General features: G+C 64.3%; 12 protein-coding genes. 8 read left to right on the top strand and 4 right to left on the bottom strand.

Annotation, left to right across the window (positions count from 1 at the left end):
• Positions 1-153 precede the first annotated feature (153 nt).
• Positions 154-603, top strand: coding sequence for a YMGG-like glycine zipper-containing protein (locus AC57B1_RS08805; RefSeq protein WP_408298006.1), 450 nt, complete (start codon positions 154-156; stop codon positions 601-603).
• 83 nt (positions 604-686) lie between these two features.
• Here the strand turns inward: AC57B1_RS08805 and AC57B1_RS08810 are convergent, their stop codons facing one another.
• The 4 genes from AC57B1_RS08810 to AC57B1_RS08825 all read right to left on the bottom strand — a co-directional run bounded on the left by AC57B1_RS08810 (position 687) and on the right by AC57B1_RS08825 (position 7,578).
• The gene (locus AC57B1_RS08810; RefSeq protein ID WP_496417268.1) at positions 687-3,164 is read right to left on the bottom strand and encodes a fused MFS/spermidine synthase; all 2,478 of its coding nucleotides are present in this window, start codon (positions 3,162-3,164) and stop codon (positions 687-689) included.
• 276 nt (positions 3,165-3,440) lie between these two features.
• Positions 3,441-5,123, bottom strand: coding sequence for an arylsulfatase (locus AC57B1_RS08815; RefSeq protein WP_496417269.1), 1,683 nt, complete (start codon positions 5,121-5,123; stop codon positions 3,441-3,443).
• Positions 5,124-5,249: 126 nt separating this feature from the next.
• Positions 5,250-6,308: an HAD family hydrolase gene (locus AC57B1_RS08820; RefSeq protein ID WP_496417270.1), complete on the bottom strand. Its 1,059-nt coding sequence runs from the start codon at positions 6,306-6,308 to the stop codon at positions 5,250-5,252.
• 103 nt (positions 6,309-6,411) lie between these two features.
• Positions 6,412-7,578 carry a formylglycine-generating enzyme family protein gene (locus tag AC57B1_RS08825; RefSeq protein ID WP_496417271.1) on the bottom strand — a complete coding sequence of 389 codons (1,167 nt, stop codon included), beginning with the start codon at positions 7,576-7,578 and terminating at the stop codon, positions 6,412-6,414.
• 404 nt (positions 7,579-7,982) lie between these two features.
• Here AC57B1_RS08825 and AC57B1_RS08830 point away from each other — a divergent pair, with 404 nt between their 5' ends.
• The 7 genes from AC57B1_RS08830 (at position 7,983) to AC57B1_RS08860 (ending at position 14,888) form a co-directional block, all read left to right on the top strand.
• Positions 7,983-8,942 (top strand): AAA family ATPase, encoded by a 960-nt coding sequence (locus AC57B1_RS08830; RefSeq protein WP_496417272.1) that lies wholly within the window; start codon positions 7,983-7,985, stop codon positions 8,940-8,942.
• A gap of 31 nt (positions 8,943-8,973) precedes the next feature.
• Positions 8,974-9,936, top strand: coding sequence for a DUF58 domain-containing protein (locus AC57B1_RS08835; RefSeq protein WP_496417273.1), 963 nt, complete (start codon positions 8,974-8,976; stop codon positions 9,934-9,936).
• Positions 9,933-10,472 (top strand): DUF4381 domain-containing protein, encoded by a 540-nt coding sequence (locus tag AC57B1_RS08840; RefSeq protein ID WP_496417274.1) that lies wholly within the window; start codon positions 9,933-9,935, stop codon positions 10,470-10,472. The genes AC57B1_RS08835 and AC57B1_RS08840 overlap by 4 nt, the downstream gene beginning before the upstream one ends.
• A complete protein-coding gene (locus AC57B1_RS08845) occupies positions 10,459-11,496 on the top strand; it encodes a vWA domain-containing protein (RefSeq protein WP_496417275.1) in 1,038 nt (345 codons plus the stop codon). The genes AC57B1_RS08840 and AC57B1_RS08845 overlap by 14 nt, the downstream gene beginning before the upstream one ends.
• The gene (locus tag AC57B1_RS08850; RefSeq protein WP_496417276.1) at positions 11,486-13,078 is read left to right on the top strand and encodes a vWA domain-containing protein; all 1,593 of its coding nucleotides are present in this window, start codon (positions 11,486-11,488) and stop codon (positions 13,076-13,078) included. The genes AC57B1_RS08845 and AC57B1_RS08850 overlap by 11 nt, the downstream gene beginning before the upstream one ends.
• Positions 13,075-14,454 (top strand): hypothetical protein, encoded by a 1,380-nt coding sequence (locus AC57B1_RS08855; protein WP_496417277.1) that lies wholly within the window; start codon positions 13,075-13,077, stop codon positions 14,452-14,454. The genes AC57B1_RS08850 and AC57B1_RS08855 overlap by 4 nt, the downstream gene beginning before the upstream one ends.
• A 104-nt stretch (positions 14,455-14,558) precedes the next feature.
• Positions 14,559-14,888 carry a hypothetical protein gene (locus tag AC57B1_RS08860; protein WP_496417278.1) on the top strand — a complete coding sequence of 110 codons (330 nt, stop codon included), beginning with the start codon at positions 14,559-14,561 and terminating at the stop codon, positions 14,886-14,888.
• Positions 14,889-14,894: the final 6 nt, after the last annotated feature.

A 14,894-nucleotide genomic window follows, 5' to 3' on the forward strand; every position in this document is an offset into this window, starting at 1 on the left:
GAAATATTAGCGCAGCTCGATATCGATCGATTAATGTGAAAACTCATTTTCGTTGAGCGTTTTCGGCACCCTGTCAGCTAATCTACCGTTCCCTCGCCGCTCGATCCGCGGCCCGGACTGCTGCTCGAACGCTCAATCCAATGAGAGACCTCTATGAAACGAATCGCCGTGGTGATCATGGCCAGTATGAGCGCGCTCGCACTGGCGCAAAAACCGTCCGTCTATCCCGCGCATGGACAAAGCCAACAGCAGCAGACCTCGGACGATGGAGCCTGCTACTCATGGGCAAAGCAAAGCACCGGCATCGACCCGGCCGTGGTCGCGCAAACACCTGCGCCGCAATCGGGGCCGACAGGCGCGCGCGTTCGCGGTGCGGCTCGTGGAGCGGCGGCGGGCGCAATCGTTGGCGACGTGAGTAATAACGACGCAGGACATGGCGCCGCAGTTGGCGCGACCGCTGGTGCGGTGGCCGGTGGCGTGCGCAATCGTCAGCAACAAGCCGCTCAGGCGCAAACGGCGCAGGCTAACCAGCAGTCGGCAATGAGCACGTATTGGCGCGCTTACGACTCCTGCATGCAAGGCAAAGGCTATACGGTTCAGTAGTCGCACGTAAGGTCCTTTTCTTTTGATAGCGGTGAGTGGGTCACCGCATCAACGGAACGATGCTGAGGCTCCCTCGTGCGCCTCTACGGTTCGTCGCCGACGAACCAACGGAAGTAGGGATTGTCCGGTTGCGCCTGCAATGCCTCGCCAATATCGCGAGACCATGCATCACGTTCGCCACGGTATGCGTCGAGGCCCGCGGCATAGAAGCTTTGCAGCGCGCCGCGCTCGGCGTTTAAGGCCGCGCGGAACTTGTCATCGGCGTGCGATAACGGCGGTTCGCCGCGAAGCGCGAGCAGGTGAGCGAGCGTGTCCGGAAAAGCGTCGCGCCGCACCCACGCCGCGTATTCGATGCGTGGCCGGTCGTCGGTCACGGGTAGGGCATCCGCGGTGTAATACGCGAGGCCGGCGCGATCGGTGATCCAGGTCGCGAGCAGCGCCGCCGGCGTGGCCACGCCGACCTCGCGCAGCGACGCCGCCACCTGCGGTTGAGCAAAGCGCGACTCGATGCGCGGCACATCCAGTTCGATTGGCTGCATCGAGCCGATCAGCATCATCTCGTGCAACTCGGTGGTCCATAGCGCGGCATACGGAAACACCTGGATGAAGCTCTGGATCAAGGAGCGCGTGTCGTCTTCGTTCTGGGTCGGCAGCGGCAGCCACTGCGCGACGATACCGTCCGTGCGCAGACGCGAGGCCGCCAGTCGGTAGAAATCCGACGAGTAGAGATTGACCACGCCGGCCGCCGAGGGCGGCGGTGGTTCGAGCGTGATCAGGTCGTAACGTTCGCTGCTGCGTAGCAGCTCGCGCCGTCCGTCGCGCAGGCGAATGTCGACGCGCGGGTCAGTGCCGATACCGTAGTTGCCTTTGAACTGCGGCGCGGCGCGTACGACCGCAGGCAGCAACTCGGCGACCACGCGTTGGTCGAGGCGAGGCCACGTGAGCAACGCACCACCGGTGATGCCCGTGCCGAGTCCGATGACAAGCGCGCTGCGCGGCGTATCGCGGTGAATCAGCAGTGGCAGGAGCGCTTGCAGACGCATGTAGCGCAACGAGGTCATCGCGTCGCCGGAATTAGAAACGCCTTGAATGTAGAGGCGCCGGAACGGCTTCTGGCCCGCGCCCTGTGCAACCACAGCCACGGTACCGCCCGCACTCTCCTCGTAGGAGATCAGCGTGCCGCCGCGTGCGGCGGCGAGCAGGCTGGCGAGACGATCCGCCGGCGTGAGCAGCACGGCACACAGGGTGGCCGCGACCAATACCGGCACGGACCAGCGGGCGCCACGCCGCACGCCCTGACCGCGCCAGACGGCCACGGCGGCCACTGCGCCAGCGAGCAACGCGAGCACCGCAAGCGCACGAACCAGCCCGAGTACCGGCACGAGCAGGAAGCCGGCGAGCAGCGTGCCCGCGATACCGCCCGCGGTGTTGAGCGCCAGCACGGCGCCGACATCGCGGCCAGTGTGCCGGGCATCCACGCTCACGCGCAACGCGAATGGGAACGCCGCTCCAAGCAACAGCGTGGGCACGAAAACGACGCACGCAGCCGCGACCGCAAAGCCCGCGCACATGGCGACGAGCAGGCTGCCGGTGGCGGAGAAGGTTGCCTCGCGCGCGAGGCTTTGCCATTGGAGCAGCCACCCGCCCAGCGCGGCCACTTGCAGCAGCGCGACGAGTCCGGCGGCCACGATCAGCAGCGCGAACATGCCCCACGGATCGCGCGCGCGATCGACATGGCGCGAACTGAGCGCGCTGCCGAGCGTCAGTCCGAGTAGATACGTGGCGAGCACGATCGCGAAAGCGAAGCTGCGGGTGCTGATGAACTGGACGATCAGTTGGGACCACACGACCTCGTAACCCAGCGCGATGCCGCCGGCGAACGCATAGAGGACGACGGCGAGGCGTGCGCCGGGCGCGGCCCGGTCGACTGCTGTTTCATCGGCAGAGGCCGTTTCGAGCGGTTGTCCATCGACAGATTCGCGTGCAGAAGCGAAACGGCCAATGAGCAGTGCAGCCAATGCGGCCAGCGCGTTCAACCCGGCGGCCGCGAACGCGCTGCCTTGCACGCCAAGTGACGGGATCAACACAAAGGCGGCGGCGAGTGTGCCGGCAATCGCACCACCCGTATTGGCCGCATACAGGCGCGCGCCGGCGCGGCCGAGCCGTGTCGCGCGAGGGCCCAGCGCGCGCATCAGCACCGGCAGCGTGCCGCCCATCAGCACGGCGGGCAGGCCGACCAGCGCAAACGGCAACGCCCAGGCGAGCGGCCCGGCGCGATCCTGCAGCCATGCGAACGGCGCGGCCGCGTGCGCTAGCGCAATTGTGCCGGCTACCGCCAGCAGTAGCGCGCCGCCTTCCAGCGCGGCGTAAAGCAGCAACGGCCGCGAGATGCGATCGGCGAACCTGCCGAGGAGCCAGCCGCCCAGCGCGAGACCGGCGAAGAATGCGCTCACACCGGTCGTGACCGCCTGCACGTCGACGCCCACGACGAGCGCCAATTGCTTGATCCACAGCACTTGGTAAATCAGTGACGCCGCGCCCGATGCAAACAGCAGGAGCATCGGCCACGCAATCGGCAATGCAGGAGAAGCAGGCGAAGCAGAGCGACTGTTCGTGTCGGCCGGCCCATGTTCACGCGGATCGGCGCGACGCTGTGCGCGTTCTTGTGCGCGACGCTCTCGGCGAGAGTTTTTGGCGCGGTGAGCCAACGTTTGGGTCATCGGATAATGTGCGCGGATGCAGTGCGTCGAGACGAGGTGAATGGACTTGAAAACCGAAGCGTAAACGCGCCGCACATGCCAATGGAAGCCGGCAAGTGCGGCGCCTGCTGAAACGTATTACTCGAGTCCGCGCTTCTTGAACGACTCGTCGATCTTCTTGTCGACCTGCCGGCGCACACCGTCCACGCTAAAGCTCGCGGGCCGCTGGCTCGGCGGGTAATCGACGAAGGTCTGCAGGAATGCCGATGCTTTGAGCGTCGCTATGCCGTTCAGGTAAACGTTCTTCGTCACCCAGTCGTTGTATTGATCCGAGGTGATGTCCGCCCGTTCATAAGGATCCATGCGGAGGTTGAACAGCTTGGGCAACCGCAGACAGACGAGCGGGTCCTGCCAGATGTCGAGGTTGCCCTTGGCACGCTGCTCGCAAAATACCGCCTTCCAGGCGTTGCCATCCTGATCCCAGCGCATCGCGACCAATTGTCCGTCGTCGTCGAAGTAGAAGAACTCCGTGCGCGGGTCCTGGGTCGTCTGTCCAGTCAGGAACGGCAACTGGTTGTACCCGTCAAGATGGTTTTTGAAGCTCGTGCCTCCCGCCTTAGGCGCCCAGCCTTTCAGCAACCGGTCCTTCACGCCGCCGTCTCCCGCGGCGGCCAGCAGCGTCGGAAACCAGTCGAGCCCGGAGAACATGCCGTTAGAGGTCTCGCCGGCCTTGATATGCCCCGGCCATCGCACCATGGCCGGTACGCGGAACGCGCCTTCCCAGTTGGAGTCCTTTTCGCTGCGGAACGGCGTGGTCGCCGCGTCGGGCCACGAGAACTGATTCGGGCCATTGTCGGTCGTGTAGACGACGATGGTGTTCCTGGAAATGTTCAGGTCATCCAGCAGCTTGAGCAGTTTGCCGACGTCCTGATCGTGCTCCCACATGCCGTCGGCATATTCATTGCCGGGCATGCCGCTTTTGCCCCTGAACTCGGGGCGCACGTGGGTGAAGACGTGCATGCGCGTGAAGTTCATCCAGACGAAGAAAGGCGTGCCGTTCTTCACCTGCTTGCGGATGAATTCTTCCGCGTGCGCGCCGGTTTCGTCGTCGATGGTCTCCATGCGTTTCGTGGTGAGCGGGCCGGTGTCCTGCACCTTGCCGTCCGAGGTGCTATGAATCACCCCGCGCGGCGAGAAGTTCTTCACATACGGATCGTTCTTGTCCTTCGGCCAATAGGGGCGCTCCGGTTCTTCTTCCGCGTTCAGGTGATACAGGTTGCCGTAGAACTCGTCGAAGCCGTGATTGGTCGGCAGGTACTCGTTCTTGTCGCCAAGGTGGTTCTTGCCAAACTGGCCGGTTGCATAGCCGAGCGGCTTGAGCGCCTGGGCGATAGTCATGTCGCCCTTTTGCAAGCCGACTGGCGCGCCCGGTGCGCCGACTTTGGACAGTCCGGTGCGCAACGGCGACTGACCGGTGATGAACGAAGAGCGGCCGGCCGTACAACTGTTCTCGGCGTAGTAATCCGTGAAGATCATGCCTTCATTAGCAATGCGATCGATATTCGGTGTTCTGTAACCGACCACGCCGCGCGTGTAGGCGCTGATGTTCGCCTGCCCGATGTCATCGCCGAAAATCACGAGAATGTTCGGCTTGGCCGAAGACTTCGCGGCCGGTTGTGGCGCGCTCGTGGGAGCGGGTTTGGCCGCCGGTTGGGTTTGGGCCGGCGCGTTGATGGATGGATAAATCACCGCACCGAACGCGGCAAGGGCTAATGCACCAGCCCCCAACGCGTAACGCCCTCGTTTCAACAGGTTTGTCATCGTGTCGCTCCAATGGAGTTGACTCTTATCCACCCGTCGCGCATTGCTGCGCGTGACGGGGTCGCCCCTCGTCGGCCGCCGGCAACCCACGGCCTGAACTTGCCGCGCGCCGCTTCTTGCCGCCGCTCACTGCTGCGGTGCGGGAAAGACGGTTTGCCAATCGTCTTTCATGCTCACCACCGTCCAGCCGTCGGCGACGGCCTCGTCCCACGCCTTGTCCAGCTTGCCGACTTTCGACGCGCGGTCGTAAGCGAATTCCCGCACGGCGTCGTCGTGATGCAGGAGCAACGCGAGATGCCGGCGAGGGCTCGCGGCCGTGTACTGCAACATCTGCAGATCGCCGTCGGAGTTGCCGAACGCGAGAATGGGCTTGTGTCCGATGTTGCGATAAATGCCGACGGGCTTGCCGGGCCCGTCATCGACGAAATCGAGTTTCGGCTCGCGCACGAGCACGGGCTGGCCGTTGCGCACTTCGTACTGCACGAGCTGGCTGGAGCCGATCACCTGCTCGGGCGGAATGCCATAAGCCTTTTCGGCCCAGACCCGCATGAACTCGATCGTGCCGCCCGAAACGATGAAAGTCTTGAAGCCGTTGGCGCGCAGGTAGGCGAGCAATTCCCGTTGCGGCTGATAGACAAGGTCGGTATAGGGCCGGCCGAATTTCGGATGGCGTGCGCTTGCCAGCCACGCGCGAATGGAATTGTCGTAGTCGTCGACGGTCATGCCGCTATTGGCGAGCGCGACCAGTTGCAGCAACGCTTTCTGCTGGCTCGCGAGCGCCCCGTAGTCTTTCGCCATGAGCGCCTTGAAGGCCGGGTTGTTTTTCCACTCGGGATGCTGCGGTGCGGCCGCCTTTACCTGTTCCAGCATAAAGACGAACTGAAAATACAGCGGCTGTTCGCTCCACAGCGTGCCGTCGTTGTCGAATACGGCGATACGCTCCGCAGGTGGCACGAACGACGGCGAACCTTCACGGGTCACGTCGGCAACGAACGACTGGATTGCGTGTCTCGTGGGCGTGTCACGCCATGAGGGCAATGCGGCGGCAGGATTGTTCGCGGTCGTTGGGGAGGGTGCGACGCCGTCGTGCGGCGCGGCGCATCCCGCGAGACTGAATGCAACGCACGCTACGCGTATCAGGCGCAAGGCACGGCTCGACCACACAGGCTGATGGCGCAGGTGCATCCGGGCTCCGGTTCGATCACACGGTCAATCGCAACGCGCGCCGACAGATCGCAGGCGCGAAACACAGGGTTTCACCAACAGTCCAGTACAACAGTTCAGTACGCTAACCGCCAGGGATGCCGGGCGCGCCGGCGGCTTTTGCCGACGCCTGGCGGGCACCGGCTTCCTTCCACGTGTCCTCGTCCATCACCAGCCGGAAGCCCAGATGCGACATGCTGTTGTAGGGGTCGGTACCGCGTCGCGCGCTGGGCCGGTAGCTCAGGCAATAGGTTTCGTTGCAGAGGAACGAGCCGCCGCGTGTCACGCGCTTGGGCGCGCCAACGGGTACGCCCGGGTCGGCGGGGTCCCACGAATCGCGCGGGCCTGCCGGGTTGTCGATCGCGCTGGTGCTCACCGCCTCGCGTCGGAACTGATCCGCGCGGTACCAGTCGGCAACCCATTGCCACGCGTTGCCGGTCATGTCGGAAAGGCCGTAGCCGTTGGCCGGAAAACTGCCTACCGGGCTCGTGCCGAGCGCGCCGCCGGCTTTCGGATTGACGACCGGGAAAGACTGCGGCTGCTGGCCTTGCCACACATTGGCCATCTGTTTGCCGTCAGGCGAGAACTGTTCGCCCCACGCATACGTGGCCTGCTCTAGACCGCCGCGCGCGGCGAATTCCCATTCGGCTTCGGTCGGCAAGCGCTTGCCGGCCCATTTCGCATAAGCCTGCGCGTCTTCGTAGGAGACCTGAACCACCGGATGATCGTCTTTACCGATGATGTTGCTGGCCGGCCCGGTCGGATGACGCCAGTCGGCGCCCGGCACATAGCGCCACCATTGCGAATAATCATCTAGCGGCACAGGGCGGTTGGTGCCGACGAATACCATGGCACCCGCCACCATCGCACTCTCGGGCGGGCGGGGCGTGCCGGGCGGCAACTGGACTTTCAGCGTGTCCCAGTCGGGTTTCTTCTCTGCGGTGGTGACGTAGCCGGTGGCTTCGACGAAACGGCGGAATTCGGCGTTGGTGACGTGATGGCGGTCCATCCAGAAGCCATGCACCTTGACCTTGTGCGCGGGACGCTCGTTGGGTTGCGCCTGTTTGGCGTCGCTACCCATCAGGAACTGTCCGCCTGGCACCCACGCCATGCCGAGCGGGCCATGCGTGCCGTCGCCGAGGACGATTGCTGAATGAGCGGGAGTGTGCGGCGTGAAGGCCCAACTGACTGCGGCGCCGACACAAGCAGGGAGCAAGACGAGCAGGGTGCCCCATAGCAAAAGTTTGCGCATGCCACCGGAACGCGAGAGAGTGGTTGCGGCCGCCCCGTGCTGGTGTGACGACAGGCGTGACAACGGCTGTGACAACTTCGCGGGCCCTCGATCTCTTGCACTCGTCATCTTTTCTCTCATGGAGTGAAACGGCCGGGTCGTCGTATATGACGGTCGACTCTTTATTTCAAGCCTGGCATTTCAAGACTGGGACAAGCTTAGCGATACAGAGTAACGATGCTGCACTCGCGCAAACAAGCAGTTGCAGAGTAGCAATTTTTTGACGACATTTCATATCTTTTTTTAACCATGCACGTGAGACACTTTGACGAATGCGGACCATTGCATTAACGTGTCTGACAGCGGGCATGGGCATTCGGGTCGTCCAATCAGATTGACATAAATGACTGGAGAGAGAAAGCACGATGCGCGACACCGTTCTGCAGTTCGAAGCGAGTGTGAATCAGGCGGTCGTGGGCCAGCAGTCCGTGGTTCGGCAGGTGTTGATCGCGTTGCTCGCCGACGGTCACGTGCTTCTCGAAAGTCTGCCGGGACTCGCCAAAACGCGCACGGTCAAGGCCATTGCCACACGGCTCGCGGCAACCATGAGCCGGATCCAGTTCACGCCGGATTTATTGCCGTCGGACATTACCGGCGCGGAGACGCTGCTGCAATCGGGCAGCGAACGCACGCTCAGTTTTCAACCGGGTCCCATTTTCGGCAATCTGATTCTCGCGGACGAAATCAACCGCGCACCGGCCAAGGTTCAATCCGCATTGCTCGAAGCCATGGAAGAGCGGCAAATCTCAGTGGCGGGAAAAACGCGCCGCATGTCCGCGCTTTTTCTCGTCATGGCCACTCAGAATCCCATTGAACAGGAGGGCACTTATCCATTGCCCGAAGCGCAAATGGACCGCTTTCTTCTCAAAGTGCTGATCGGCTATCCGTCGCCGGACAGTGAAGTCGCGATGCTGCGCCTGCTGCGGCAGGAGAGCAATGCGTCCGCCGAGGCGCCGTCCGTGCTGTCGCAGGACATCATCTTCGCGGTGCGCGAGCAAATCAGGCAGATTGTCGTTGCGCCCGCAATCGACGACTATATCGTGTCGATCGTCAATGCAACACGTCACGGCGCGCAACTCGACGCGGACCTCGGCAAGTGGATCGAGGTCGGCGCGAGTCCGCGCGGCGCGATCGGCCTCGACCGCGCGAGCCGCGTGCAGGCGTGGCTGCAGGCACGCAGTTTCGTTACGCCGGACGACGTGCGTGCCGTCATTCATCCCGTGCTGCGGCATCGGCTGATACTGTCCTACGATGCCAACGCGGACAATATCAGCGCCGACCGGGTAATCGACCGCCTGATCGAAAAGGTCGCGGTGCCGGCCTGAACCCAGTATCTTTTGAATGCGCAGGAGTGGCATGGCCGTGCTGTCCTCGACCGACATCGGCAGCGTGTATGTCGACGCCGCGCATCTCGCGAAGCTCGAATTTCAGGCGCGCGGGCTGAGTTTCGTCGCGCCCGCGCCGGTGTCGAGCGTGCTGTCGGGCGCGCACGCATCGCGTCTGCGCGGACGAGGCCTGAACTTCGAGGAGATTCGCGGCTATCTGCCGGGCGACGACGTCCGCCATATCGACTGGAAGGCGTCGTTGCGGCTCGGCAAACCGCAGGTTCGCACCTATACCGAGGAGCGCGACCGGCCGCTGCTGGTCGTTGTCGATCAGCGCATGAGCATGTTTTTCGGCTCGCGCCGCGCGTTCAAATCGGTCGTGGCCGCCGAGGCCGCCGCGCTTGCCGTGTGGATGGGATTCGCCGCGGGCGATCGCGTCGGCGGTGTGCTGTTCAACGACAGCCAGCTCACGCGGATCAAGCCCTTGCGCAGCCGCAGCCGCATCAAGACCCTGTTCGGCGCGCTCGCGGCGATGAACGGCGCGCTGCATGCCGGAAGCGAAGCCAGAACCGCGTACGACCAGCTCGACGCCGCGCTCGAAGGCGTGCTTCAACTTGCCGGGCATGACTATCTGATTTGCGTGGTCAGCGATTTCGCCGGGGCGGGCGAACGCACGCGCCGCCTGTTGCGGCAACTCGCGGCGCACAACGACGTCGTCGCGGCGATGATCTTCGATCCACTCTGGCAGCGGATGCCTGGCCACCATACGCTGGTGGTCAGCGAAGGACGCTTGCAGGTCGAATTGCGCATCGAGCAGGAGCGGGTGCGCGAGCCGCTGTCGAGCCTGTTCAGCGGACGCGCGGCTGAAGTGGCCGAATTGCTGCGTACGAGCGGCGTGCCGCTCATGGCATTGTCCACCGACGAACCCGCCGTCGATCAGGTTCGCCGTCTGTTCGGCGAACGCGCGCGGCCTGCCAGGGGGAGCGGCATATGAGCGGCACCTCGAACGCTACGCTCGCTCCGGCCGGGTCGTCGGCGGAGCTGCAAGGCTTGCAGGAGTTGCCGCTGCCCGCGCCGGTATCGTACGCACCCCAAACGATTGGCTGGCTGTTCGTCGCAATCGTGCTGCTCGGCGCCGTCCTGCTGATGTCATGGGCTGCCCGGCGGCGCTATCGGCGCGAGCGTTACCGGCGTCACGCGCTAAAGGAACTGGCGGGCATCGAAGCGGGTCTCGCGTCTGTCCACGCGGACCCGATGCAGCGCGCGGCCATGCTCGCCGCGATTCCTCGCCTCCTCAAACGCACGTCGCTCGAAGTCGCACCGCGCGAGCAGGTCGCGTCGCTGACCGGCGACGCGTGGCTCGACTTTCTGCGCCGCACGCGTGGCCGCTTCGACGCGCGAACCGGCCCGCTGCTCACCCTCGCAAGTTACGCACCGCCGCAGCAGGTCGCCCGTCTTTCGCAGGACGACGCCGCCGCGCTGATCGGGCACGCGCGAGACTGGATCGAGCATCATCATGTGGAAGTTTGATTTTCCGTGGATGTTCGCGCTGCTGCCGCTGCCCGTGTTGGTGTGGTGGCTGGTGCCGGCGTATCGCAGCACGGCGATGGCCGTGCGAGTGCCGTTCTTCCACGAAATGGCGCAGGCCGCGGGAGAAAAACCGGCGCCCGGCGGTGTGCGCCTGCGCCGCCACTGGCTGTTGCGTTTGCTGCTGCCGGTGCTGTGGATACTGCTCGTGACCGGCGCGGCGAAACCCGTGTTCGTCGAGCCGCCAATCGTGCGCGACGAACCGGCACGCGACCTGATGCTTGCGATCGATCTGTCGGGTTCGATGGCCACGCGCGATTTCGTCGATCCGGCCGGCGAGCGTATGGACCGGCTGAGTGCCGTCAAGCGCGTGGTGGCCGATTTCGTGGCGAAGCGCAAGGGCGACCGCATCGGCCTCGTGGTGTTCGGCGACGCGGCTTATCCGCAGGCGCCGCTCACGCTCGATCACGACAGCGTGCGGATCCTGCTCGATCAGATGCAGATCGGCATGGCGGGGCCACGCACGGCAATCGGCGACGCGATCGGCCTGACGGTCAAGCTGATGGCGGATTCGCACGCGCAGGAGAAAGTGTTGATCCTGCTCACCGACGGCAACGACACCAGCAGCGCAATCCCACCCGAGCGGGCCGCCGAGATCGCAAAACAGCACAAGCTCGTGGTGCACACGGTGGGCATCGGCGACCCGGCCACCACCGGCGAGGATCGCGTCGACCTCGACGCGTTGGCGCACATTGCGAACATTACCGGCGGCCGCGCATTTCGTGCGCTAGGCCAGGAAAAAGATCTCGCCGATGTGTACGCCACGCTCGACAAACTGACGCCCGAAAAAATCAAACGGGAAATCTACCGGCCGCAGCGCGACTATTTCTGGGTGCCGGTCGCAGCGGGCTTATTCATTCTCGCGCTCTATCACGTGCTGGCGTTGCTGATCGCGCTGCTGCGCTCGCCAGCGCGGGCGCGGCGCGCGCAAGGTATGCCGGTTAGCGAGGCGCAGCATGGAAATTGACCTCACGGCGTTTCATTTTCTGCGGCCGGCGTGGCTGCTGTTGCTGATTCCGGCGCTCCTGCTGCCGTTCGTCTGGCTGCGCCGCAACGACGTCCGTGCGCGTTGGCGCGGTGTGATTGCGCCAGCCTTGCTCGAACATCTGATTGTCGGTGATACGAAACGGCGCGTGCTTCAGCCCGTCCATACGCTGGCGCTCCTGCTCGGCATCGGCGCGCTTGCGGTGGCGGGACCGACGTGGCAGCAGGAGCGTCCGCCGTTCAATCAGGACAAGGCGCCGCTCGTGGTCGTACTCGAACTGGCTCATTCAATGGATGCCACCGACATTGCGCCGACCCGCCTCGAACGCGCGAAACAGAAGGTGCTCGATCTCGCGAGAGCGCGCAAAGGCGCGCGCACCGGACTCGTCGTGTTCGCGGCGACAGCCCACCTCGTGGTGCCGCCGACCGAAGACCCGGCAATGCTCGAACTCTACGTGCCCGCGCTGTCGCCGGCGTTGATGCCGCGTGACGGCAAGGACGCGACGGCCGGCCTCGACGTAGCCGAGCAGGTTCTGGCGAATGACCCGGCGGCAGGCACGATCGTGTTCATGAGCGACGGCTTCGACGCAGACGGTACGGACGCCTTCGTGCAGAAAGCGAAATCGCTGCGGCACCAGTTGCTCTGGCTCGCGGTCGGCACGGAGCACGGCGGCCCGATTCGCGGTCCCGACGGCATGATCCAGATGGACGCCGAAGGTCATCCGCTGCTGGGCACCTTCGACGCCGACGCGATCCGCCATGTCGCGCGCGACGCCGGCATTCCGCTCGCCAGCATGCGCGCGGACGACGACGATGTGTCGTGGGTGCAGCATCGCGCGCAGGCCTATCTCGCGCAAGCGGAGCAAACGAGGATCGAGCCGCGCTGGAAGGAAAGCGGCTACTGGCTCGTGTTGCCATTGCTGCTGCTTGCGTTGTGGAGCTTCCGGCGCGGCTGGACCGTCAAGTGGCTGCCGGTCGTGCTGATCTCGCTTGCCTTCGGCGCGCTGCCGCGTCCGGCGCAAGCGGCGCCGTGGCAGTGGCTCGATCTGTTCGCGACGCACGACCAGCAAGGGCGCTGGCATCTCGAACACGGCAACTACAAGGCGGCTGCGGCGCGTTTCGACGATCCGATGTGGAAGGGACGCGCGCAGTATCTGGCGGGGGACTACGCGGGCGCGCTCGAAACCTTCTCGCGTCTCAAGTCGGCGCAGTCGTATTTCTATATCGGCAATACGCTCGCGCATCTCGACGACTACGCGGGCGCGATCAAGGCCTACGACAACGCGCTCAAACTGCAACCGTCACTCGCCCAGGCCGCGGCCAATCGCGCTTACCTGCAAACGCTGCTCGCGCGAGACAAACAGAACGACGCCGATCCCGAGGAAGATCCGCCCGACCAGGTGCAGGTGGACAAGAAGAAGGGCAGGGGCACGACAGCGGTCATCGAAGCGGCGCCGCGTCCCAGCGAGGATGCCTGGATGCGCAATCTGAACACATCGCCCGCTGTCTTTCTGCAACAGCGTTTCGAGCAGGAATCCGCGGCAAAGACGGGTGGTGCGCCATGATGCGGTTTCCACGCAGCGCTGCGCTGCTCGTGACGTTGCTGCTTTCGTCGCTGGTCTCCCTGCTTGCAGCCCGGGCCGCGGCGGCCGATCCCGCGCCGCGCATCATGGCGCGCGCGCATCTCGAACCAGCCGGGCCGGTCGTGGCGGGCAGCGAGGTCAAGCTCGTCGTCGATCTGCTGACCACTACATGGTTTACCGAAGCGCCGAACTGGCCTTTGTTCACCGTCGCCGACGCGATCGTGAACCTGCCCGACGAGCAGGCCGACAACCTCTCGGAGGACATCGACGGCACGCGCTGGTTCGGCGTGAGCCGCGCGTACCGGATCGCGCCGCAGGCCGGCAAAACTTACGAGATCGCGCCGCTGACCATTACGGTGTATCCCGGCGGCATGCAAGGACCGGCCCAGGTGAATACGCCGGCCTTGAAGTTCGTCGCGACATTGCCGCCCGGGGCCGAAGGCATGAGCCCATTTTTCGCCGCGCCCAAGCTCACCGTCGAACAGAAAATCGAACCGGCGCCGGCGCATCTCGCCGTTGGCGCGCCGCTGACGCGCACGATTACGCAACGGGCCGCCGGCACCGAGTCGATGCTCATTCCACCCGCGATACTCGGGGACGAGCCCGGACTCAAGCGCTATGCGAGACCTTCGGCGACGCGCAACATCGTCGAAGATCGCGCGGGACTCGTCGCCGGCGAGCGCACCGACAGCGCGAGCTACGTGGCCGATCGCAGCGGCACGTTCAGCCTGCCGCCGGTGACGATCGAATGGTGGAACACGACCACGCGGCGCAAGGAAACGATCGTGTTGCCGGCGGTGCGTTTTTCGGCCGCTCCCGTACGGGAAAAGCCGCTGTTCGAGATTCCTCTGGAAGCCATGCGCGAGGGTACGCCGCATAGAATCGTCGTGATCCACGCACGCGAAACGATTGCCGGTGGTCTTGTCGTGTTGTGTCTGATCCTTCTGATTTCCTTGCGCACGCGTGTCGCGTCGTTCGTTCGGCGAGGTCAGCGTGCGTTCAGCGACGCGCGCCAACGCTGGCTGGCAAGCGACGCGCTCGCCTGGCGCAAGCTGGCAACGACCGCGCGTAAGGGCGAGTGGCAGCGGACCATTCCTGCGTTATATGCGTGGATGGATAGGGGACGCGACTTCGGCCGCCCGGCCCGTTTCGACAATATCGACGCCGCAGAGGATCAGGATGCCGCTAGGCTGATCGCCGCCGTCCGGTCGAACTATGCGGGAGACGCTGCGCCGCGTTTTCCTGTGTGGAAAGAGATCGGCGCGGTGCTGCGCAGGAATGCGGATCGGGCGAGGACAAAACGCGAAGACAAAGCTTTGCCGGGACCGTTGAACAAATTCGAAGAACCGGCGGAATGAAAACGCACGGAGGCAGACGCCACATAAGCAACCGCTTGGGAAGCGCGTTGCCGCTGTCCATGCGACCGTATGATTTTGCAACCTCTTTCGAGCAGGAGTCGCCCATGCATCCACGTGTTCAGCTTCTCTTCATCGTGGCGTTGACCGGTCTGCTGAATGCTTGCGCACAAACCGGCCCGGTCGAGTTTTCCGCGTCAGGCGCCGACGCGCCCATGCTCAACCAGGCGAGCGATATGGACTTCGGTCCGATGGACAGGTCGATCGCGCAATGCAAAACGGTCTCGAAGAACGCTGGCCAGGATCAATGTACGAAAATTCGCGCCTACGAGTCATGCATGAAGAGCCGCGGCTACATTACCGTGCTTGGCCCGGAAAACCCGCAAGGCTGCGGCGATCCGGAGTGGGAAAAGGACGTGCGCAAGTGGCTGCGTTGAGCACGC

It is taken from the genome of Paraburkholderia sp. BGA-UO-ETr-F21 (assembly GCF_059567925.1).

Excerpts from the sequence above, each read along its gene's own strand:
- AC57B1_RS08805 (WP_408298006.1), top strand. The coding sequence starts at position 154 with ATGAAACGAATCGCCGTGGTGATCATGGCCAGTATGAGCGCGCTCGCA.
- AC57B1_RS08810 (WP_496417268.1), bottom strand. The coding sequence starts at position 3,164 with ATGCTCCTGCTGTTTGCATCGGGCGCGGCGTCACTGATTTACCAAGTG.
- AC57B1_RS08815 (WP_496417269.1), bottom strand. The coding sequence starts at position 5,123 with ATGACAAACCTGTTGAAACGAGGGCGTTACGCGTTGGGGGCTGGTGCA.
- AC57B1_RS08820 (WP_496417270.1), bottom strand. The coding sequence starts at position 6,308 with ATGCACCTGCGCCATCAGCCTGTGTGGTCGAGCCGTGCCTTGCGCCTG.
- AC57B1_RS08825 (WP_496417271.1), bottom strand. The coding sequence starts at position 7,578 with ATGCGCAAACTTTTGCTATGGGGCACCCTGCTCGTCTTGCTCCCTGCT.
- AC57B1_RS08830 (WP_496417272.1), top strand. The coding sequence starts at position 7,983 with ATGCGCGACACCGTTCTGCAGTTCGAAGCGAGTGTGAATCAGGCGGTC.
- AC57B1_RS08835 (WP_496417273.1), top strand. The coding sequence starts at position 8,974 with ATGGCCGTGCTGTCCTCGACCGACATCGGCAGCGTGTATGTCGACGCC.
- AC57B1_RS08840 (WP_496417274.1), top strand. The coding sequence starts at position 9,933 with ATGAGCGGCACCTCGAACGCTACGCTCGCTCCGGCCGGGTCGTCGGCG.
- AC57B1_RS08845 (WP_496417275.1), top strand. The coding sequence starts at position 10,459 with ATGTGGAAGTTTGATTTTCCGTGGATGTTCGCGCTGCTGCCGCTGCCC.
- AC57B1_RS08850 (WP_496417276.1), top strand. The coding sequence starts at position 11,486 with ATGGAAATTGACCTCACGGCGTTTCATTTTCTGCGGCCGGCGTGGCTG.
- AC57B1_RS08855 (WP_496417277.1), top strand. The coding sequence starts at position 13,075 with ATGATGCGGTTTCCACGCAGCGCTGCGCTGCTCGTGACGTTGCTGCTT.
- AC57B1_RS08860 (WP_496417278.1), top strand. The coding sequence starts at position 14,559 with ATGCATCCACGTGTTCAGCTTCTCTTCATCGTGGCGTTGACCGGTCTG.